At 72.2% G+C, this 21,047-nt stretch carries 14 protein-coding genes; 5 read left to right on the top strand and 9 right to left on the bottom strand.

Annotated features, from left to right (window positions below; all coding sequences use genetic code 11):
• Nucleotides 1-37: 37 nt before the first annotated feature.
• Entirely contained in the window at nt 38-424 is a 387-nt protein-coding gene (locus tag BIV04_RS07760; protein WP_071255635.1) for a VOC family protein, read from the bottom strand.
• 13 nt (nt 425-437) lie between these two features.
• Nucleotides 438-635 carry a DUF3073 domain-containing protein gene (locus BIV04_RS07765; protein WP_054147370.1) on the bottom strand — a complete coding sequence of 66 codons (198 nt, stop codon included), beginning with the start codon at nt 633-635 and terminating at the stop codon, nt 438-440.
• A gap of 140 nt (nt 636-775) precedes the next feature.
• Between BIV04_RS07765 and BIV04_RS07770 the strand changes: the two genes are divergently transcribed.
• Nucleotides 776-1,978 carry an NAD(P)-binding domain-containing protein gene (locus BIV04_RS07770; protein ID WP_071255798.1) on the top strand — a complete coding sequence of 401 codons (1,203 nt, stop codon included), beginning with the start codon at nt 776-778 and terminating at the stop codon, nt 1,976-1,978.
• A gap of 254 nt (nt 1,979-2,232) precedes the next feature.
• Here BIV04_RS07770 and BIV04_RS07775 read toward each other — a convergent pair whose 3' ends face one another.
• Both BIV04_RS07775 and BIV04_RS07780 read right to left on the bottom strand, forming a co-directional pair.
• Complete coding sequence (locus tag BIV04_RS07775) at nt 2,233-4,509, bottom strand: APC family permease (RefSeq protein ID WP_083396269.1); 2,277 nt, start codon at nt 4,507-4,509, stop codon at nt 2,233-2,235.
• Nucleotides 4,510-4,613: 104 nt separating this feature from the next.
• Nucleotides 4,614-5,240 (bottom strand): YitT family protein, encoded by a 627-nt coding sequence (locus BIV04_RS07780; RefSeq protein ID WP_071255636.1) that lies wholly within the window; start codon nt 5,238-5,240, stop codon nt 4,614-4,616.
• A 62-nt stretch (nt 5,241-5,302) separates the two neighbouring features.
• Between BIV04_RS07780 and BIV04_RS07785 the strand changes: the two genes are divergently transcribed.
• The 3 genes from BIV04_RS07785 (at nt 5,303) to BIV04_RS07795 (ending at nt 12,746) form a co-directional block, all read left to right on the top strand.
• A complete protein-coding gene (locus tag BIV04_RS07785; protein WP_071255637.1) occupies nt 5,303-6,757 on the top strand; it encodes a PLP-dependent aminotransferase family protein in 1,455 nt (484 codons plus the stop codon).
• 160 nt (nt 6,758-6,917) lie between these two features.
• The gene (locus tag BIV04_RS07790) at nt 6,918-10,064 is read left to right on the top strand and encodes an efflux RND transporter permease subunit (protein ID WP_071255639.1); all 3,147 of its coding nucleotides are present in this window, start codon (nt 6,918-6,920) and stop codon (nt 10,062-10,064) included.
• Nucleotides 10,065-10,745: 681 nt separating this feature from the next.
• A complete protein-coding gene (locus tag BIV04_RS07795) occupies nt 10,746-12,746 on the top strand; it encodes a DEAD/DEAH box helicase (protein WP_071255640.1) in 2,001 nt (666 codons plus the stop codon).
• Nucleotides 12,747-12,892: 146 nt separating this feature from the next.
• Here BIV04_RS07795 and BIV04_RS07800 read toward each other — a convergent pair whose 3' ends face one another.
• From BIV04_RS07800 to BIV04_RS07820, 5 genes are all read right to left on the bottom strand, one after another.
• On the bottom strand, nt 12,893-13,399 hold the full coding sequence (locus BIV04_RS07800; RefSeq protein WP_071255642.1) for a DinB family protein: 507 nt from the start codon (nt 13,397-13,399) through the stop codon (nt 12,893-12,895).
• Nucleotides 13,400-13,587: 188 nt separating this feature from the next.
• Nucleotides 13,588-14,088: a MarR family winged helix-turn-helix transcriptional regulator gene (locus BIV04_RS07805; protein WP_055978086.1), complete on the bottom strand. Its 501-nt coding sequence runs from the start codon at nt 14,086-14,088 to the stop codon at nt 13,588-13,590.
• A 413-nt stretch (nt 14,089-14,501) separates the two neighbouring features.
• The gene (locus BIV04_RS07810) at nt 14,502-16,913 is read right to left on the bottom strand and encodes a GNAT family N-acetyltransferase (protein ID WP_083396270.1); all 2,412 of its coding nucleotides are present in this window, start codon (nt 16,911-16,913) and stop codon (nt 14,502-14,504) included.
• Nucleotides 16,910-18,334: a lysine N(6)-hydroxylase/L-ornithine N(5)-oxygenase family protein gene (locus BIV04_RS07815; RefSeq protein WP_071255643.1), complete on the bottom strand. Its 1,425-nt coding sequence runs from the start codon at nt 18,332-18,334 to the stop codon at nt 16,910-16,912. The genes BIV04_RS07810 and BIV04_RS07815 overlap by 4 nt, the downstream gene beginning before the upstream one ends.
• Nucleotides 18,331-19,893: a pyridoxal-dependent decarboxylase gene (locus BIV04_RS07820; protein ID WP_071255645.1), complete on the bottom strand. Its 1,563-nt coding sequence runs from the start codon at nt 19,891-19,893 to the stop codon at nt 18,331-18,333. Before BIV04_RS07820 ends, BIV04_RS07815 begins: the two co-directional genes overlap by 4 nt.
• 160 nt (nt 19,894-20,053) lie before the next feature.
• Between BIV04_RS07820 and BIV04_RS07825 the strand changes: the two genes are divergently transcribed.
• On the top strand, nt 20,054-21,007 hold the full coding sequence (locus BIV04_RS07825; protein WP_071255646.1) for a siderophore-interacting protein: 954 nt from the start codon (nt 20,054-20,056) through the stop codon (nt 21,005-21,007).
• The last annotated feature ends 40 nt before the right edge of the window (nt 21,008-21,047 follow it).

The following is a 21,047-nucleotide window of genomic DNA, read 5'->3' on the forward strand; positions in this document are numbered from 1 at the left end:
CGAGGGGCCGTCGTCGTGTGGAGTGCGTCGTGCGGAATCAGAGGACGCAGAACTCGTTGCCCTCGGGGTCGGCGAGCACGACCCACGACACGTCGGAGTCGTCTTGGCCGACGCGTGCGCGGACGGCCCCGAGCGACTCGAGTCGCGCGACCTCGTCGGCCTGCGTCGCCTCACGGCTCTGACCGTCGACCGGGGTCGGGCGGAAGTCGAGGTGCAGACGGTTCTTGACCGTCTTGGCTTCGGGGACGCTCACGAAGAGCAGCCCCGGCAGCGTGTCGGGCGTCGGACGGATCTCGGGTTCGTCGTCGTCGGACGAGACGACCACCCAGCCGAGGGCGTCCGCCCACCAGTGGGCGAGGCGTACCGGGTCGCTCGAGTCGACAACGACCTGCTCCCACACGAGGGACGAGGGTGACGAGGTCATCAGCCGACCGGCCTCAGGCGCTCTTGTTCTGGTCGTGCCCGGTGTCGTATTCGTCGTCGAAGTCGTCGGCCCATTTGTCGACGTATTCGTCGCCGGAGTCGTTCTTCGTCGCCAACTCTTTTTCGAGTGCACCGTAGTTGGTGTCAGGGCTGAAGTACTTCAGCTCTCTGGCGACCTTGGTGTGCTTGGCTTTTTGACGGCCGCGCCCCATGCGTGACCCCCTCTGAACTCGGCCCGGAAACGGTGTCGGACGACCCGGGAACTGCCGACAGGATGCTGTTGAAAAACTGGACCGATCTTATCATGTACCCCTAGCCCCGGCTGCCGCCTCGGACGGGCATGATGGTCGGGATGACTCCTGGGGGCGAAGGCGAGCGGACGCGGGTCCTCGTGATCGGTGCGGGCCAGGCCGGGTTGTCGGTCTCGTGGTACCTGCGACGGCTCGGGCTCGAGGTGGGACGCGACCTCGTCGTGCTCGACCGGGGGCCCGGCACCGGAGGCGCGTGGCAGCACCGCTGGGAGAGCCTGCGGCTGGGTGCCGCGCACCGCGTGCACGACCTGCCGGGCATGGCCGGGCTCGGTCTCGGCTTCGACTCGGCCGACCGGTCGGCTCCGGCGCGTGACGTCGTCGCCGACCAGTACGCCCGCTACGAGGCCGCACTCGGGCTCGACGTGCGACGTCCGGTCGAGGTGACCGGGGTGACCGGGCTGGGGGACGGCTTCTCGGTGCGGTGGGCGGGGCGCGCCTCCTCGGGTGTCGGCTCGGAGCTGGCCGCGGCCACGGCCACGGCCTCGGCGACGGGGTCGGAGGCCGGCTCGGGGCCGGCTTCGGGGTCGCTGCGGGCCGAGGTGGTCGTGAACGCGACCGGCACCTGGGGCGCTCCGTTCGTGCCGTGGTACCCGGGGCGCGACACCTTCCGCGGGCGTCAGCTGCACACGTCGGACTACCGGGCGGCGTCCGAGCTCGAGGGGCTCGACGTCGTCGTGGTCGGCGGGGGCACGAGCGCGATCGGGTTCGTGCTCGAGCTCGACGGCGTCGCGGCGTCGACGACGTGGGTGACGCGCCGACCGGTGGACTGGCTCGACCAGGGCGAGCTCGACGTCGAGTCGGCCGTCGCTGCGGTTGCTGCCCAGGACCGCGCGGCCCGGGCGGGGCAGGCGCTGCCGAGCATCGTCAGCGGTACGGGCGTCCCGCGCACCCGGCGCTTCGTGTCGGGCATCGAGCGCGGCGTGCTGGTCGAGCGGCCGATGTTCGCGTCGGTCGAGCCGGACGGGGTGCGCTGGGCGGACGGCACCTTCGCCCACGCGGACGCCATCGTCTGGGCGACCGGGTTCCGCCCCGAGCTGCGCCACCTGGCACCACTCGGGCTGCGGTCGGCCGACGGGGGCGTGAGCGTCGAGGGCGGCGCGTCCACCCTCGACCCGCGCTTGTTCTTCGCGGGGTACGGGCCGCAGGCGTCGACCATCGGGGCCAACCGTGCGGGGCGGGCGATCGCGCGGCAGGTCGTGGCGCGGCTCTCCGAGAGCGACGCGGAGCGCCGCAGCCGGAGCTGAGGTCGGTCCGACTGCGGCGGCGTCGGCCGTCGGCGGGCCGAACCCGACCGGGCGGGGCTGGTCGGGCGGGCCGAACCCGACCGGGCGGGGCTGGTCGGGCGGGCCGAACCCGACTGGGCGGGGCTGGTCGGGCGGGCCGAACCCGACCATCGGCGCAAGACACGCCGTCCGTCCCGCCCGTCGAGCGGCGTGTCGTCGCCCGCCTGTCGCGAATTGCACAGAGGGGGGTGGAGCGGGGCCGGAGGGGTAGCGGGCTACTTCTTCTTGCGGGGGGCGGCGCCGGTCGAGTTGCGGGCGGCCGAGCGGGCCTTGCGGGCGGCGGCGCCGCCTCCTCGTTTGCCCGTGGCCGAGCCGGGGGCGCGCGGGGTCTGCTTCGGCCCGGGTGTCGCGCCGTTCTGGGTGGGCTGGACGTCCAGACCTCGCTGCACCGCGCCTCCTTCGACCGCTGCGCCGGCGCGGCCGTCCGGGCCCGCGTCGGCGCCCAGGGCGCCTCCGGCGGCACCCGACCGGCGACCGGCGGGTTCGAGCACGCGGCGCGGCACCGGGCGGGGGCGGATCGGCTCGCCACGACGGTCCTGGCCCGGGATCGGCCGCGAACGACGCCCGTAGAGCACCTCGGACGAATCGAGCAGCCAGGGCACGAGCGAGATCGTGACACCGTGCACGAGCATGAGCTTCTGGCGGATGCGGCGGCTCTTGTGGTTGTGCAGTGCGGCCTCCCACCAGTGGCCGACGATGTAGATCGGCGTGTAGACCGTGACGACCTCGCTGCCGTGCTCTTCGCGGTGGGCCTTGATGTACTTGATCAGCGGCATGCTGATGTCGCGGTACGGCGAGGCGACGATGCGCAGCGGCACCTCGATGTCCTGCTCGGCCCACTGGCGCTGCAGCAGTGCCGTGGCCTCGTCGTCGATGCCCACGTGGATCGCCTCGAGCGACTCGTGTCGCGCGGCGATGGCGTAGTCGAGTGCCTTGAGCACGGGCTTCTGCATGGTGCCCACCAGCACGATCGCGTGGTCGCCGTGCGAGCCGAACTGCGTGGTGGCGTCGGGTTCGATCTCGACCAGCACGTCGCGGTAGTAGCGGTTCACGCCGAGCATCAGCACGAACAGGATCGGCATGATGACGAACACCAGCCAGGCGCCGTGCGTGAACTTGGTCACCGTCACGACGACGAGCACCGACGCGGTCAGCAGGGCGCCGAACGCGTTGATGCCGCGGGCCCGGTACACGGCGCCCCGGTCGGCGCAGCCCTCGCGCAGCATGCGGGTCCAGTGCACGACCATGCCGGTCTGCCCGAGCGTGAACGACACGAAGACGCCGATGATGTAGAGCTGGATGAGTCCCGTGACGCTGGCCTGGTACACGAGCAGGATGGCGCACGCCACGAGGGCCAGCACGATCACGCCGTTCGAGTAGATCAGTCGGTCGCCGCGCGTGTTGAGCGCCTTGGGGGCGTACTGGTCGCGGGCCAGGATCGAACCGAGCAGCGGGAAGCCGTTGAACGCCGTGTTCGCCGCCAGCAGCAGCACCGCCGCCGTGCAGGCCTGGATCACGTAGAACGGGATGCCGAACAGCGCCCCGCCGAACACCGCGCTCGCGATCTGCGCGATGAGGCTGCGTTGCGGCGTGGTGGCACAGTCCACGAAGCCCTGCAGGTCGCAGGCGTCCTCGGCGTAGTGCACCTTCGCGATCAGGGCGACGGCGACGAGGCCGGCGAACAGGACGATCGCGATGCTGCCCATCAGCACGAGGGTCTTCTGGGCGTTCTGCACCTTGGGGCGCTGGAACGCGGGCACGCCGTTCGCGATGGCCTCGACGCCGGTCAGGGCCGAGCAGCCGCTCGAGAACGCCCGGAGCAGCAACAGCACGAAGGCGGCCTGCGTGAGCTGGTCGGCCTGCACCGTGTACTCGGCGCTCTCGGCGACGGGCGGGTCGCCGAGAGCGGTGCGCACCAACGCGATGACGATCATGACGAAGACGCTCGACACGAAGAGGTAGGTGGGGATCGCGAAGGCCTTGCTCGACTCGCGTACGCCGCGCAGGTTGACGGCGGCCAGCAGGACGACGAAGAAGATCGCGAGCTCGACGCGCACCGGTGCCAGTTCGGGCACGGCCGAGATGATGTTGTCGACGCCCGAGGCGACCGACACGGCCACCGTCATGACGTAGTCGACGAGGAGCGCCGAGGCGACCACGAGCCCGGCCTTCTCGCCGAGGTTCTTGTGGGCGACCTCGTAGTCGCCGCCGCCCGACGGGTACGCCTTGATCAACTGGCGGTACGAGGCGACCACGACCAGCAGCAGGACGACCACCGCGACGGCGACCCACGGGGCGAGCGTGAGGAACCCGAGGCCGCCGATCAGCAGGATCATCAGCAGCTCTTGCGGCGCGTACGCCACCGAGCTGAGCGGGTCGCTGGCGAAGATCGGCAGTGCGAGGTGCTTCGGCAGCAGCTGCCCCTCGAGCTTCTCCGAGGGCAGGGGTTCACCGATCAGCCAACGCTTCGGCGACCGGGTGTCGTTGGTCACGAGCGGCGACTCTACTCCCGTGCGAGGGCGTGTCAACTTCGCTCGCGGGCGGTTTATTCCCGGTCAGCGCGGGTCCGTCCGAACTACTTCGTACCGGCTCGGCGTCAGACGGGTGAGGAGGCGCGGGCCGGGACGACGACGGAGGTCGCCACCCGGCGCCGGGCGAACAGCGGCAACGTGATCGCCACGAGCGGGCCGATCAGCAGGGCCTCGGCGGCCGTGCCGATGCCGACCTGGCCGCCGAGCAGCCACCCCCCGGCCAGGACCGTGAGCTCGATGACGGTGCGGGCGACGCCCACCCGCCAGCCCAGTCGGGCGTGCAGGCCGAGCATGAGGCCGTCACGCGGGCCCGGCCCGAAGTCGGCCCCGATGTAGAGGCCGCTCGCGACGGCGAGCAACAGCAGGCCGCCCGCGAAGGTCAGGCCCTGTGCCCACCACTCGGTCTGCTGCGGCAGGACGCGCAGGCCGAGGTCGGCGACCGGGCCGATCATCAGCGTGTTGGCGATCGTGCCGAAGCGGGGGCGCTGGCGCAGGGGGATCCAGAGCAGCAGCACGACCAAGCTCGTGACGAACGTGACGGTGCCGAACGTCAGCCCGGTGTGCCGCACGAGGCCCTGCGAGAGCACGTCCCAGGGGGCGACGCCGATGCCGGCGCGGATCATGACGGCGATGGCGAAGCCGTAGGCGATGAGGCCGACGAACAACTGCAGCAGGCGACGCGAGAGGAGCATGAGGTCGATCCAATCGCCCGACTGGCCTGGTGGCAAGGGTCCAATCGGCCTAGGGTGGCCGCGTGACCAACCTAGACCACGGTGCCACCACCGTCTCGTCGCGAGCGCTCGGGGTGCTGCTCGACTCGTGGCGCGCCTCCTCGGCTCCCGGCTACCTGGCGCTCGCCGACCGCATCCGACTGCTCGTGCTCGACGGGCGGCTGCCCGTCGGCACGCGCCTGCCGTCCGAACGTGACCTCTGCGCTCACCTCGGGGTCAGCCGCACGACCGTGGCCGCGGCCTATGCGGCCCTCCGCGGCTCGGGGCACGTCGACAGCGTGCGCGGCAGCGGCAGCGTCGTGCGTCTGCCTGCCCGTGCCTCGGTGCCGCGCCCGACGACGACCGAGGGGTTGCTCGACCTGACGAAGGCGGCCCTGCCCGCGGTCGACGGCATCGCCGAGGCGGCCCAGCGGGCGGCGGGGCGGCTCGGGGCCTACCTCGACGACCCGGGCTACGACCCGGTCGGGCGGCCCGTGCTGCGGGAGGCCATCGCCGAACGGTACCGACGGCGCGGGCTCGAGACGAGCGCCGAGCAGATCGTCGTCACCCTCGGGGCCCAGCACGCGATCGCGCTGCTCGCCCGCGTGCTGGTCTCGCGCGGCGACCGGGCCGTCGTCGAGGCGCCCGGCTACCCGCACGCCTTCGAGGCCCTCCGCGGGGCCGGTGCCCGCCTCGTGCCGGTCAGCGTGACCGTCGACGACGGCTGGGACGAAGCGGCACTGATGCAGACCCTGCGGCGCACGAGCCCGCCGGTGGCCTACCTGATGCCCGACTTCCACAACCCCACGGGCGCGACGATGCCCGCCGACCAGCGGGTGCGGGTGCTCGAGGCGGCGGCGGACGAGGGCACCGTGGTGATCGCCGACGAGACCATGGCCGAGATGGCGATCGACGGGGTGGGTCCGGGCTCGCGCGTCGAGCGGCCCCTGCCGATGGCCGCGTACGGACGGGCCGTCACGATCGGCTCGGTCGGCAAGTCGCTCTGGGGCGGCCTGCGCATCGGTTGGATCCGCGCCGACCGCCCGCTCGTCGATCGGCTCGTGCGCGCCCGCTCGGCGGGCGACCTGGGCACGCCCGTGCTCGAGCAGTTGGTGGTCGCCGAGTTGCTCGGCGACTTCGACCGCGTGCGGGAGGCGCGGGCCGGCCACCTGAGGAGAGGTCGCGACCGCGTCGTCCACGGCCTCCGCGAGGCGTTCCCGTCCTGGCAGGTGCCGTCGCCGGCGGGAGGGCTCACCACCTGGGTCGGACTCGGGGCGCCGGTCAGCTCGCAACTCACCCTCGCCGCCCGCCGCGAAGGGCTGCTGCTCGCCGCCGGTCCGGTGTTCGGCATCGACGGGGCGTTCGAGCGGTTCCTGCGCGTGCCGTTCTCATACGCCGACAGCGACACCGACCGCGCGCTCGCGGCCCTGCGCGCGGCGTGGGACGGGGTCGACGGGGTCCAGGCACCGGCCTCGCCGCTGCTGGCCGAGGTGGTCTGAGGGGGAGAACGACGGCTCGTCCACACCTCGGTGATCGGCCGGGATCGTGCACATCATGTAAGAAAGCGCCGCCAGTTCCCAGAGAGGCTGGTGACAATGGAGGCGCGGTGCACGTCGTTCACCGCGCCTCCTCCGCTCTCCCTCTCACCACCGGAGCACCGTGCACCTGCTGTCCGTCTTCAGCCTGCGCAACCGCGCGCTGATCGCCCTCGTCACCATCGTCGTCGCCGTCTTCGGCGGCATCGCCCTCACCTCGCTCAAGCAAGAGCTCGCACCGAACGTTCAGTTCCCGCAGATCGCGATCGTCAGCTCGTACCCGGGCGCCACGCCCGAGGTCGTGAACGAGGACGTCTCGACCCCGATCGAGCAGGCCGTCCAGATCATCCCCGGCCTCGAGGGCACCTCGGCGACCTCGAGCACCTCGCAGAGCACGGTCTCGGCCGAGTTCACCTACGGCACCGACCTCGACTCGGCCGAACAGAAGATCCAGTCGGCCATCAACCGGCTCTCGCTGCCCGACTCGGTCGACACCCAGGTCGTCACGGGCAGCCTCGACGACCTGCCGGTCATCCAGATCGCCGTCACCGGCTACGACTCCGCGGACTCGCAGGCCCTCGTCGACCGGCTGACCACCGTCACGGTGCCCGACCTGCAGAAGCTCGACGGCGTCCGCGAGGCCTCGATCTACGGCGACGCCGGCCAGCGCGTCACCATCTCGCCCGACCAGACGGCGCTCACCGCCGCAGGGCTGACGACCGCCGCCTTCCAGGACGCCCTCGACGCCAACGGCACGCTCATCCCCGGCGGCACCATCACGCAGGACGGCAAGACCCTGTCGATCCAGGCGGGGCAGCGAATCACCAGCGTCGACGAGATCCGCGCCCTGCCGCTGCTCGGCGGGACCTCGGCCACCACCGTCGGCGACGTCGCCGACGTGCAGCTGACCGGCGCACCCGTCACCTCGATCAGCCGCGTCGACGGACAGGACGCCCTCACGGTCGCCATCACCAAGACCCTCGACGCCAACACCGTCGACGTGTCGCAGACCGTCCGCGACGCCATCCCGAGCCTCGCCTCCGACCTGGGTGACGGTGTCGAACTCACGGTCGTGTTCGACCAGGCGCCGTTCATCCAGCAGTCGATCGACGCGCTCGCCGAAGAGGGGCTGCTCGGCCTCGTGTTCGCCGTGATCGTCATCCTGATCTTCCTGCTGTCGATCCGGTCGACCATCGTCACGGCGATCAGCATCCCGACGAGCGTGCTGATCACGTTCATCGGGCTCCAGGCCGCGGACTACACGCTCAACATCCTGACCCTGGGCGCACTGACGATCGCCATCGGCCGCGTGGTCGACGACTCGATCGTGGTCATCGAGAACATCAAGCGGCACCTCACCGCCGGTGTCGACCGGCTCGAGGCGATCAAGGTCGGCGTGCGCGAGGTCGCGGGTGCCATCACCGCGTCGACGGTCACGACCGTCGTGGTGTTCCTTCCGCTGGCGTTCGTCGGCAACATCACCGGCGAGCTGTTCCGCCCGTTCGCCCTGACGGTCACCATCGCCCTCGTCGCGTCGTTGTTCGTCGCACTCACGATCGTGCCGGTGCTGGCGTACTGGTTCCTCCGGGCACCGAAGGCCCACAAGCACGCTCCCAGAGGCGAGGCCGCCGCCGTCGAGGGGGCGACGACCGAATCGTTGACGACCCGCGCCTCCGACCCGTCCGACACCCGGCCGCTCGACCGCCTGCGTCGCGCCTACGTCCCCGTGCTGCGGGGCACCCTGAAGCGTCCGGTCGTGACGATCCTCGTGGCACTGCTGATCCTGGTGGGCACGGGCGCCGTCATCCCCTTCATGAAGACGAACTTCCTCGGGGCGAGCGGGCAGAACACCTTCACCGTCACGCAGACCCTGCCGCCCGCGTCGAGCCTGCAGACGCAGTCCGACGCCGCCGACCGGGTCGAGCAGGTGCTCGAGGGCGTCGACGGCATCGAGACGGTGCAGCTGACCATCGGCTCGAGCGGCACGTCGATCGCGAGCTTCCTCGGCGGCTCGGGCGACAGCACGGTCACCTATTCGATCACCACCGACGAGAGCGCCGACCAGGACGCCCTGCAGGCCGACGTCCGGTCGCAGCTCGACGAAGTCACCGACGCCGGCGAGATCGAGGTCTCGGCGTCGAGCGGGTTCGGCACGAGCAACGACATCACCGTCGACGTCACGGCACCCGACCCCGACAGCCTGCAGACCGCCACGGACGCCGTGCTCGAGAAGGTGCAGGGACTTCCCGGCACCGCCGAGGCCAGCTCGAACCTGCAAGCGGCCCAGCCGGTCATCGGCGTGCAGGTCGACCGTGCCGCCGCCGCGGCGCTCGGCTACAGCGAGGTCGCCGTGGGCGGCATCGTGTCGCAGGCGATCCAGCCCTTCCGGGTGGGGTCGCTCGAGATCGACGACAGCTCGGTCGACGTGTACACGGTCGACCCGACGCCGCCGGCGACCCTCGACGAGCTGAAGGCCCTCGAGCTGCCGAGCCCGACCGGGCCCGTGCGACTCGACTCCATCGCGACGGTCGAGCAGACGACCGGACCGACCTCGGTCACGACGACCGACGCGGTGCGTTCGGCGACCGTGACGATCACGCCGTCGAGTGACGACCTGTCGGCCGCGGGCACCGAGGTGTCCGACGCCGTGGCCGCGGTCGAACTGCCCGACGGGACCGACGCCACGATCGGCGGGGCGACGGCCGACCAGGCCAACGCGTTCTCCCAGCTCGGTCTCGCCGTGTTGATCGCCATCCTGATCGTCTACATCGTCATGGTGGCGACGTTCCGCAGCCTGATCCAGCCGTTGCTGCTGCTGGTGTCGATCCCGTTCGCCGCGACCGGGGCGATCCTGCTGCAGTTGGCCTCGGGCGTGCCGCTCGGCGTGGCGTCGCTGATCGGCGTGCTCATGCTCGTCGGCATCGTCGTGACCAATGCCATCGTGCTGATCGACCTGGTGAACCAGTACCGCGAGAAGGGTCTGAGGGTGCGCGAGGCCCTGCTCGAAGGGGCATCACGCCGATTGCGGCCCATCCTCATGACCGCGGCGGCCACGATCTTCGCGCTCACCCCGATGGCGCTCGGGGTCACCGGACACGGCGGCTTCATCTCGCAGCCGCTCGCCATCGTCGTGATCGGCGGGCTCGTGTCGTCGACCCTGCTGACCCTCGTGGTGCTGCCCGTCATCTACTACCTGTTCGAGCGCATCGGCGAACGTCGGGCCGACCGACGGGCGGCGGAAGCAGCCGAGCAGGCTGCCACCCGGGGGTGACCTCGGTCGGCGTGCCGGGTTCGGTCGTGGCTGTGCAATTCGCGACAACGGGCGGTCGACACGCCGCCCGGGGCGAGACCTGAGCGGCATGTCGGCCCGGTCGTGTCGGGTTCGGTACGCGGGGATGCGGAAGGCAGGTCGGGTTCGGTACGCGGGGATGCGGCAGCAGGTTGGGTTCGGCGCGGCGGCCGGGCGATGTGCGAGGCAGGCGGTGGGTTCGGCGTCGACACGTGCCGGAAAGCGGGCGTGTCCGTGCCCGACGGGCCGATGCGCTGGCCCGTCCGGCACGAAATTGCCCGTGTTGCCGTGTTGCCGTGCTGCCGTCTGGCCGCGTGGCCGTGTGGCCGTGCGGCCTTGTGGCGCGGGCTCCGGTCGACGATCGAGCCGGGGTGGCGGGGCTTCGGCCGCCGATCGATCCGAGGAGGCGGGGCTTCCGGTTCGGGGGAGGCTCGGGTATCGTAGGCGGGTCGGCTCAAGACACCGCGCCTGCGGCGCGAGCACATCGGCACCTGCGGGTGCCGATCATGCACAGCTTTGAACAGCACGAGGGTTTGTAAGTCTTGTGGGCCGGATTCCCGTCGAGTCACGACGGGATGAATTCACGATTGTGAACGGTCCTGGTCAATGGCTGCCCGGGTATTTCTTCGCGTCATCTCTGACAAGCCCGGAAAGAACTCCTCCATGTCTCCTTACGACAACTCACGCCCGCGCACCGACCGCACCGGTGGTGCGCCCAAGGCCGGCTCGAAGAGCCCCAAGCACCGCGGCCACCGCGCCGACGAGGCCGGGGCCCCGGCCCCCAAGAAGCGCTGGGACGCCAGCGAGCGCGCAGACCGCGGACGCCGCGAGTTCGGCACCCGCGACGGTGGCGGCAACCGTGCCCCCGGCGCCGCGCGTTCCGAGGACCGCCGCCCCAACTGGGAGCCCCGCGAGAAGCCGGCCGGCGGCAACCGCTTCGGCAACCGTGACTTCGACAGCCGCAACGGCGAGCGTGGCCGCGACGCCGCGCCCCGCTTCGGCCGCGACGGTGGCCGTGAGGCCGCCCGTGGCTACGGCCGCGACGGTGGCCGCGACGCCGTCCGTGGCTCGGACCGCGGACCCCGCTCGTGGGACCGTTCGGACCGCCCGGCCCGCGACGATCGCTCGCGTGACGACCGCGCCCCTCGCAGCTTCGACCGTTCGGACCGACCTGCCCGCGACGACCGCGCGCCGCGTGCGTACGGCGACCGTCCCGAGCGCGGTGGCCGCGCCTCCGGCGGTTTCGACCGCGACGCCCGCCCGGCACGCAGCTTCGACCGCGGCGACCGTCCTGCTCGTGACGACCGCGCCCCCCGCAGCTTCGACCGCAACGACCGTGGCGACCGCCCGGCCCGCGTCGGCGACCGGTCGAGCGACTTCTACCCGAAGCGCGACGCGGCCACGCACTACTCGCCCGAGGACGACGTCAAGCTCGAGAAGCTCAAGGCCGAGGTCGTCACCGCGGCCGACGTCGAGGGCGTGAGCTTCGGCGACCTGGGCCTCGGCGACAACATCGAGCGTCAGCTGGCGACGATGGGTGCCGCGGCTCCGTTCGCGATCCAGGCCGCGACGATCCCCGACGTGCTCGCCGGTCGTGACGTCCTCGGCCGTGGCCGCACGGGCTCGGGCAAGACGATCGCCTTCGGTGCCCCGTTGGTCGAGAAGCTGATGGAGAACAACGGCGCGAAGAACCGCAAGATGGGCCGCAAGCCCCGCGCGCTGATCCTCGCCCCGACCCGTGAGCTCGCGATGCAGATCGACCGCACCGTGCAGCCCATCGCCCGCTCGGTCGGCCTGTTCACCACGCAGGTCTACGGCGGCGTGCCCCAGCAGCGCCAGGTCGGTGCGCTCAATCGCGGCGTCGACATCGTGATCGGCACCCCCGGCCGCATCGAGGACCTCATCGACCAGGGCCGTCTCGACCTGAGCGAGGTCGTCGTGACCGTGCTCGACGAGGCCGACCACATGTGCGACCTCGGGTTCCTCGAGCCGGTGCAGCGCATCATCCGCGAGACCGCGACGGTCCGCCCCGACGGCGCCCGCGCCCAGAAGCTGCTCTTCAGCGCGACCCTCGACAAGGGCGTGGCCAAGCTCGTCGACGAGTTCCTGGTCGACCCGGCCGTGCACGAGGTCGCCGGCGAGGACCAGGCCAGCGCCACCATCGACCACCGCGTGCTGCTGATCGAGCAGCGCGACAAGACGGCCGTCATCGAGCAGCTCGCCTCGGGCGGCGGCAAGACGCTGGTCTTCGCCCGCACCCGCGCCTTCGCCGAGCAGCTCGCCGACCAGCTCGAGGACGCCGGCATCCGCTCGACGAGCCTGCACGGCGACCTGAACCAGGCCCGCCGCACGCGCAACCTGCAGCTGCTCACCAGCGGCAAGGTCAACGTGCTCGTCGCGACCGACGTCGCCGCTCGCGGCATCCACGTCGACGACATCGAGCTCGTCGTCCAGGCCGACATGCCCGACGAGTACAAGACCTACATGCACCGCTCGGGCCGCACCGGCCGCGCCGGCAAGGAGGGAACCGTCGTCACGCTCATCACGCGCCAGCGCCGCCGTCGCATGGAAGAGCTGCTCGACCGCGCCGAGATCGACGCCGAGATGATCGAGGCCCGCTCGGGCGATCGCCTGATCGACGAGCTCGCGGGCGTGCAGGCGTAGCGAGCGCTCCCCGGGTCGCGCACCGCGCCTCCTGGTCTCGAACCCCGTTCCGAACGACGAACCCCGCATCTCGGGGGCTTCATCGTTCGGAACGGGGTTCTTCGTCGTGCTCGGGGTCTCGGCGCGGCGGGCCGCGGGCGCCGGGGCTAGCGGCGGTCGAGCAGGCCGCGGACGTAGGAGGCCTGGCCGAGGTGCTGCACGCAGTCGTTCAGGATGCTGACGAGGCGGGCTCCGGCCGTGACCGGAGGGTCCCACGCCTCGTCGACCACGTCGTCGTACGAGGCGCCGTCGAGGTCGTCGAGGTAGCCGCGCGTCCGCAGCGTGACGGCCTCGAGGTAGCCGATCAACAGCTCGGCGTCGACCCGCACCGCAGCCACGTCGGCCGGTGACATGCCGTAGCCCATCTCGGCCGACGAGAACGGCAGCGCGAACGACTCGGCCCAACCGTCGGCCGTCCAGACCTGGTCGGACGCGGCGAGGTCGGCGATCTGGACGTCCTGTCCGCGGGCGGTGTGCCAGACGAGCCAGGCGATCGTGTTCGCCTCGTCGTCCGGGCGCCAGGCGAGGTCGTCGACCGAGAGGTCGGCGACCGCCCGGACGGCGATGGCCGGGAGGCGCGAGAAGGCTTCGACGAGGACGTCCGAGGGGGTCATCGGCCCACCCTACGACCGGCCGCGCGCGCCGGTGCGGGTCGCGCGGATCATCCAGGCGACGCCGAACCACCGAAGTGGCGTCGAACCACCGACATGCGGGGTTCGACGCCCCATCGGTGGTTCGATCTGGCGGTGGTCAGCCCCGGTGGTGGTCCGACCCGGTGCTGGTCCGCCCCGGTGCTGGTCGCTCAGGCGACGACGTCGTCTCCGGCCGCGGCGCGCGTCAGCGAGTCACCGATCGCGCGCATGGCCGCCGCGAGGAAGTCGAGGTGGTTCGGGTCGACCGCGTCACGGAACGCCCGGCGGTAGAAGTCGTGGATCTGGTCGATCGCCTCACGGCCGGCCGGGGCCAGCTCGAGCAGCACGCTCCGTCGGTCGGAGGGGTGAGGCTGGCGCGTGATGTACCCGCCGCTCTCGAGCCGGTCGACCAGGCTCGTGGTCGCCCCGGTCGACAGCTCGAGGAACTCGGCCGCGCGCTTAGGGGTCGTGTCGTGGTCGGTCGCGATGAAGGTCAGGCAGCGGAGGTCGGTGGTGCCCATGCCGAAGTGGTCGGCGACGACCTTCTGGACGCGCTCGCCCTGTCGTTGCAGCGACGCGTAGGCCGTCAGCACGAGGGTCACGTCGAGCTGGCCCTCGTCGTCGAGGGGCGGAGGGGAGCCGGCGGGCGGCTGGGGCGAGACGTCGGACATGGCGGGCTCTCTGCTGGCGGGACGGCGACGCGAGGACGGAGCGAAGACGGGGAGGCGCGGCGGAGGACGCCACGGACGTCCAGGATACCTTGCCGAGTGAGTTGTACGAGCTTCGAATCACCCGGTGTTGCGCAGCGTCGGCATCACTCGGTGATGCGCAGCGAATGCCCAGCCACCCGCCGTTGCCATCCCCTCGCTCGACGAGTATCTTGAAACCAGAGCAACTCGACGGCGGTACCGTCGGCCGAGCGGCTCGACCCGCTGCCGGTGGTTCTCCCCCTGTGACCGGCGGCGGCCCCGCGCGGCCCGTGGCTCGACGCGGCCCCGGGTGGTGGCCGACCGTGAATCGGCCACCACCCCCTCCCGGGGGCGGAGGCGGCCCGACCGCTTCCGCCCCAGGGGACGCCGCCTCGCTATCGTGCGATCGGGTTCGCCAGCGTCCCGGCGTAGATCAGCGACGACGACTGCGCCGCGAGGTCGACCATCTGCCGGGTGTCACGCAGCTGCAGCCGGTTGAGGCACGAGTGGTCGAAGCGCGCCGCCCGCAGGTCGACGGCCCCCGGCAGGTCCGGGTGCTCGTCGGCGTGCCGGTCGACGCACTCGGCCACGAGCGCCCAGAACCGGGCAGCGGGCAGCACGCCGTCGCCGTCGAGGATGGCGGCGAGGTGGCGGAAGACCCCGTCGAACACGTCGGTGAAGACCGCCAACGCCTTCTCGCGGTCGTCGACCGGGTGCACGGTCCGCCGGACGGCCTCGGGCACCGCGCGCGGGGCGACGACGACGATCTCCTCGCCGATGTCCTTCATGAACGCGGCGGTCGGCACGCAGCCCTCGAGCACGAGGATGACGTTCTCGCCGTGCGGCATGAAGGCCAGGTCGTGCGCCCGCAGGCAGTGCACGACCGGGCGCAGGTACGCGTGCAGGTAGGACCGCAGCCACGTCTCGGCCCCGACCCCCGAGGCCTTCACCAGCGCCGAGGCGAGCGCGTCGCCGGCCCCGTCGCGGTGCAGCAGCGCCGCCATGGTGGCCAGCCGCTCGCCCGGTCCGACCAGCGGCACCGGGCTCTCGCGCCAGAGGGCCGCGATCATCTTGCGATGCGGCGACGAGGTCGTCGTCCGGTGGTAGACGTCACCGGTGTAGCCGACGGAGGCGCGCTCCCTCAGGACCCGGAACCGCGCCTCCTGCAGGGTCGCGTCGGTGCGCACGAGGTCGTGCACCCAGTCGTTGATCGCGGGCGTCGGCCTCATGTAGGCCGGTGAGAGACCCCGGACGAAGCCCATGTTCTGGATCGCCAGCGCCGTCTTGACGTAGTGCCGGTCGGGACGGCTGCGGTTCGCGAAGGTGCGGATCGACTGCTGCGCCTGGTACGTGTCGTCGCCCTCGCCGAGCAGCACGAGGTCACGCCGGGCGACGTCCGGAGCGAACGAGATCGCGACGCGGTGCTGCCACTGCCACGGGTGGACCGGCAGGTAGTGGAACGCGGCCGGGTCGAGGCCCTTCGCGGCGAGGGTCGCGTCGAACCGGTCGACGGTCTCGGGGCCCAGCTCGGCCTGCCACAGCGATCGCTCGTCGAGTCCCGCGCCGAGCGCCAGGTGGGTCGCCGAGCGCCGGGCCGCGAGCCAGACCAGTCGCACGGGCGCCGCGGCCTCGGGGGCGAAGGCGTGGAACTCGTCGAGTCCGAGACCGATGCGCCCGTTGTTCGCGACGAAGCCCGGGTGCCCCTCGGTCATGGCGGCCTCGACGGTCTGGAAGTCCGCGGTGGTCAACTGCTCGGCGGTCGGACCGCCCCGGTGACGCTTGTAGGCGGCGCTCGCCAGGGTCGACGAGACCTCCTCGAGGTAGGTGGCGAGGAGCGACTCGGGGATGCCGAGCAGGTCGTCGAGCTCGACGATCAGCGCGAGGGCGTCGAGGGGCTCGGGGTGGCCGTCGACCGTGCGCGTGACCGTCGTCTCGTCGATCGACCAGTGCTCGAGGGCCTGGCGGCGGGCGACGAAGCGGTACTCGACCCGGTGGCCGTCGTGGTCGAGCGCGACCAGCCAGTATCCGTCGACGGTGCCGGACGCGTCGGCTGCGGCTGCGGCTGCGGTTGCGGTTGCGGGGGCAGCGGTGCCGTCGGCCACCGGGGCGATCAGTCGCTCGTGGGCGAACTCGCCGAGCGCCTTGGCCACGAGGTGGCGATGCGCCCATTCCATCGGGCCGGGGGCGAGGTGCGACGCGGCCCGGTCGTGTCGCGTCAGCACCGAGAGCCGCGCCGTCTTGTCGGGCAGCTCGACCTCGCCGAGCGCCCGGAACCCCACCTCGTCGTTCTTTGCCGCGATGCGGTCGTTGGCCACGTCGGGCTCGACGACGATCCGCCGGGCCTGCTCGATCCCGAAGACGAAGTCGACGACGCTCGCCATGACCGCGCTGGTCAGCCCGTGCACGCGCTGGCCCCGCGGCGGGGCGACGAGCAGGTGCATGCCCACGTCGCCCGGCTCGGCGTCGTGAACCTCGGTGAGCAGCACCTCGGCCGGGTCGTAGGTCTCGACGAAGAACGTCGGTTCGCCGTCGACCCGCCCGAGCCAGGCCTGCTGGTGCGGGTCGGCGTCGATCGCGGCCAGGTAGGCGCGCACCTCGTCGGTGCTCAGGCCCGCCATCTGCCAGGCGGCCGACGCCGGGTGCGCCAGCCAGCGGCGCAGGCAGACGGCGTAGGGGTCGGCGGCGAACGGCTCGATCGTGACGAGACCGCAGGAGGCGCGGCGCGAGAACGCGACGCCCGTCGCCCGGTCGTCGGTGCGGGACGGTGTTGCGGGCGCGAGCGCCTCGGTGTCGTGGGTGGTGCTCATCGGGTGACCCGCGCCTCCTCGGTCGGTATCGGTGTCGGTGCCGGTGTGGGGGCGGGCGAGGGGTGGCCGAAGGTCTGGAAGGCGATGCGGCGCTCGAGCGGGTAGGGTTCGCGGCCGGTGATCGAGGCGATGATGCTCGAGTTCCGCCAGGCGCCGAAGCCGAGGTCGGGGGCGGTGAGGCCGTGGGTGTGCTCCTCGGCGTTCTGGACGAACAGCCGCCCCCGGCCGCCGTCGATCGAGTAGTCCCGCGCCACGGCCAGGCGGCCGAGGTCGTCGCGGTTGACGCGGTCGCCGAGCGCGTCGAGGAAGGACGGCACCCGGGCGACGTAGCCCGTCGCGACGACGAGCGCGTCCGTGCGGCGGGTGGCCGTGGTCCCGAGCTGCGCGTGCCGCACCGTCAGCTCGATCTGCTCGTCGGCGTCGACCCATCGGGCGTCGACGAGCTCGGTCTCGGTCAGCAGGGTCGAGTCGACCGGCCCGTCGACGCTCAGCCGGTAGAGCGTGTCGTACACGTCGTCGACGAGGTCTCCGCTGATGCCCTTGTAGAGGCTGCGCTGCTCGCGGCCCAGCCGGTCGCGGGTCTCGCGCGGCAGCGAGTGGAAGTGGTCGGTGTACTCGGGGCTGGTGAGCTCGAGCGTGAGCTTCGTGTACTCCATCGGGAAGAACCGTGGCGAGCGGGTGACCCAGTCGAGTCGGTGCCCCGGGCGGTCGCCGACGCGGGTCGTGTCGAGCAGGTCGCGGTAGATCTCGGCCGCCGACTGCCCGCTGCCGACGATCGTCACCGAGTCGGCGGCGCGCAGGCGGTCGCGGGCCGTCAGGTAGTCGGCGCTGTGCACGACCGGACCGTGGGCGCCGCCCCGGCCGGCGAGGTGCTGCAACGCCTCGGGGAGGCGCGGCTCGGTGCCCACCCCCAGCACGACGTGACGGGTGTGCCAGGTCTCGACGGCCCCGTCGGTGCCCCGTCGCGAGGTCACGAGGTACGTTCCGTCGGGCTGTTCGTCGACGCCCGTGACGCGGCGACCCCACCGCAGGGTGTCGAGCTGGTCCGCGACCCAGCGGCAGTAGGCGTCGTACTCCGCCCGGAGCGGGGAGAAGTCCTCGCGGATGTAGAACGGGTAGAGCCGCCCGGTGGCCTTCAGCCAGTTCAGGAAGCCGAAGCGCGAGGTCGGGTCGGCCATCGTCACGAGGTCGGCGAGGAACGGCACCTGGATCGTCGCCCCCTCGATCATCATGCCGGGGTGCCAGGCGAAGCCGTCGTTCTCGTCGAGGAACACCGCGTCGACGTCGTCGAGCGGGTCGGTCAGGGCGGCCAGGCCGAGGTTGAACGGGCCGAGGCCGATGCCGACGAGGTCGAGGAGGTGCGGTTCGGCTCGGTGCGCGGTGGCGGCAGTGGTGGCGGGTGCTGCGGTGGCGGCGGTCATCGGGCGGCCTCCGTCCCGGCGGCGACGAGGGTGGGGGCGTCGCTCTCGAGCAGGGCCCACGAGGAGGCGCGGACCAGCTCGAGCACGCCCCTCACGTCGTCGAGACCCGCGTCGGGGTTGAGCAGCGTCAGCTTGAGGCAGGGGCGCCCGTCGACCACGGTCTTCGCGACGATCGCCCTGCCGGACTCGAAGAGCACCCGTCGGACGAGCGGGACGAGCCGGTCGGCGGTGGCGTCGTCGACGCCGGCCGGCTGCCAGCGGAACAGCGCCGTGCTGAGCTGCGTCTCGGCCAGCAGGACGAACTCGTCGTCGCCGCGCAGCAGGTCGTGCGCCTCGGCCGCGAGGTCGACCACCCGGTCGACCAGCTCGCCGACGCCGTCGGGGCCGAGGGCGCGCAGCGTCGCCCAGAGCTTGAGCGCGTCGAACCGGCGGGTGGTCTGCAGCGACTTCGAGACCTGGTTCGGTTCGGGGTCGGAGAGCGGGTTGAGGTAGTCCGCGTGCCAGGCGACCGGGTCGAGGTCGTGCCCGTCGCGCACGATCAACGCGCTCGACGACACCGGCTGGAAGAACGTCTTGTGGAAGTCGACCGTGACCGACCGGGCGTGCTCGATGCCGTCGAGCAGGTGCCGACGCGTCGGCGAGACGAGCAGGCCGCCGCCGTAGGCCGCGTCGACGTGCAGCCAGACGCCGGTGCGGTCGCAGACCTCGGCGATCGCGGCGAGCGGGTCGAGGCAGCCGCGGTCGGTCGTGCCGGCGGTCGCCACCACGGCGACCGGCAGGTGACCCGCCTGCACGAGGGCGTCCAGGGTGACGGCGAGGGCCTCGGGCAGCATCCGGCCGGCGTCGTCGGTGGGGACGGTCACGACGGCGTCCTCGCCGAGCCCGAGCAGCCGGGCCGACTTCTGCACGCTGAAGTGGCTCTCGGCGGTGGCGACCACGACCATGCGGCCGAGCAGGTCGTGCAAAGCCGTGGCGCGCGGGACGGGACGGTGACCGGGGGCGGCCGCGTTCCGCAGCCGCGCCTCCTCGTCCTCCGCCTCGTCGCGGGCGCGCGCCGTGGCGTGCTCTCGGGCGAGGAGCAGGGCGTGCAGGTTCGACTGCGTGCCGCCCGAGGTGAAGATCCCGTCACGGGTGGCCGGGTCGAAGCCGATGCGCCCGGCGGTCCAGTCGACGAGTCGACGCTCGATCAGGGTGCCGACGGCCGACTGGTCGTACGTGTCCACCGACGGGTTGACCGCGGCGAGCACGGCCTCGGCCGCGACCGCGGGCAGGGCGACCGGGCAGTTGAGGTGCGACTGGTAGGAGGGGTCGTGGAACCAGACGGCGTTCGCCGTGAAGAGCTCGTCGACCTCGCGCAGGGCGTCGTCGGTGCCGGTGCCCGGCGCGTCGAGGTCGACGGCGTCGACGAGGTGCTGCAGGTGCGCGCGGCTCGCGCCCGAGAAGGGCTGGCGCGTGGTGCGGAAGCGGTCGGCGAGGCGGGCGACGGCGGCGCCGGTGAGGCGCTCGTACTCGTCGGCGGTCGCGGTGGTGAGCAGTGCGGACGCGTGTTGTTCGGACACGGGTCTCCTTCGGATCGTGGTGGAGCGGTGGGGCAGGGCGCGGTGTCGCGGGTCGTGCGGTCGTACAGGTCGGGCGGGTGGCTCGACGTCGGCGTGCCCGTCGGAGGCGTGATCGGCGACGTCGGATGCGGCCCGCAGTTCGTTAGGTTAGCCTTACCTTATGTCGACCCGCCGCCCGCCCGTCAAGCCCGCCGACCCCCGAGTGCACCGTCTCGAGGTGCTGCGCTCGGAGCGCGTCTCGCCGAGCTTCCAGCGCGTCACCGTCGTCGGCGACGACCTGCACGAGTTCGGCGACATGGGCTTCGACCAGTGGTTCCGGCTGTTCCTGCCGCTGCCCGGCAGCGACTCGTTGCGGCTGCCGCGGGCGACGACGTCGCTCTGGTACGCGCAGTACCTGGCGATCCCCGAGGCCGAGCGGCCGCACTGCGCGAACTACACGGTGCGCGAGTTCCGGCCGGCGGGTTCGGCGGGTGCGGGTCTGGGTGCAGGTGCGGCCGGCGCGGTCGGGTTCTCTCGCGCCGAGCTCGACATCGACTTCGTGCTGCACCGCGGCGAGTCCGGCGAACTCGAAGGAGGCGCGGCGATCTGGGCCTGCGCCGCCCGCCCCGGCGACGCCCTCGGCCTGCTCGACCAGGGCGTGCTGTTCAACGCCCCCGACGACGCGACCGAGATCCACCTGGTCGCCGACGAGACCGGGCTGCCGGGGACGGAAGGGATCGTGCGGTCGCTGCACCGCGCCTCCGTGGGATCGGTGATCCAGGAGGTGCCGACCCGGGGCGACGTGCGTCCGCTCGACGCGCCCGACGGCGTCGAGGTGACGTGGGTGGTGCGGGACGAACTCGATGCCCGGGAGCTCCATGCCCGGGAGCTCGGCGGCCGGGCGGTCGGCGGCCGGGCGGTCGACGGCGGGGACGGCGCGGCTCTCGGCGGTGCCGGGGGTGCCGCGCCGGGGGAGGGGGCGCTCGCCGCACTGCTCTCGCGGTCGGCGGCCGACCCCCGGGCCTACGCCTACGTCGTGGGCGAGTCCGCGCTGGCGACCGGAGGGCGGCGGCACCTGCACGCGGCGGGACTGCCGAAGAACCGCATCACGTTCTCGGGGTACTGGAAGCGCTGAGGGCCGCCACCTGCCCGGAGGTCGCACCACGGTCGTGTCG

It is taken from the genome of Frigoribacterium sp. MCBA15_019 (assembly GCF_001864945.1).
Classification (GTDB): Bacteria; Actinomycetota; Actinomycetes; order Actinomycetales; family Microbacteriaceae; genus Frigoribacterium.

Coding starts and splice junctions, on each gene's coding strand:
- BIV04_RS07760 (WP_071255635.1), bottom strand. CDS start 424: ATGACCTCGTCACCCTCGTCCCTCGTGTGGGAGCAGGTCGTTGTCGAC.
- BIV04_RS07765 (WP_054147370.1), bottom strand. CDS start 635: ATGGGGCGCGGCCGTCAAAAAGCCAAGCACACCAAGGTCGCCAGAGAG.
- BIV04_RS07770 (WP_071255798.1), top strand. CDS start 776: ATGACTCCTGGGGGCGAAGGCGAGCGGACGCGGGTCCTCGTGATCGGT.
- BIV04_RS07780 (WP_071255636.1), bottom strand. CDS start 5,240: ATGCTCCTCTCGCGTCGCCTGCTGCAGTTGTTCGTCGGCCTCATCGCC.
- BIV04_RS07795 (WP_071255640.1), top strand. CDS start 10,746: ATGTCTCCTTACGACAACTCACGCCCGCGCACCGACCGCACCGGTGGT.
- BIV04_RS07800 (WP_071255642.1), bottom strand. CDS start 13,399: ATGACCCCCTCGGACGTCCTCGTCGAAGCCTTCTCGCGCCTCCCGGCC.
- BIV04_RS07805 (WP_055978086.1), bottom strand. CDS start 14,088: ATGTCCGACGTCTCGCCCCAGCCGCCCGCCGGCTCCCCTCCGCCCCTC.
- BIV04_RS07810 (WP_083396270.1), bottom strand. CDS start 16,913: ATGAGCACCACCCACGACACCGAGGCGCTCGCGCCCGCAACACCGTCC.
- BIV04_RS07815 (WP_071255643.1), bottom strand. CDS start 18,334: ATGACCGCCGCCACCGCAGCACCCGCCACCACTGCCGCCACCGCGCAC.
- BIV04_RS07825 (WP_071255646.1), top strand. CDS start 20,054: ATGTCGACCCGCCGCCCGCCCGTCAAGCCCGCCGACCCCCGAGTGCAC.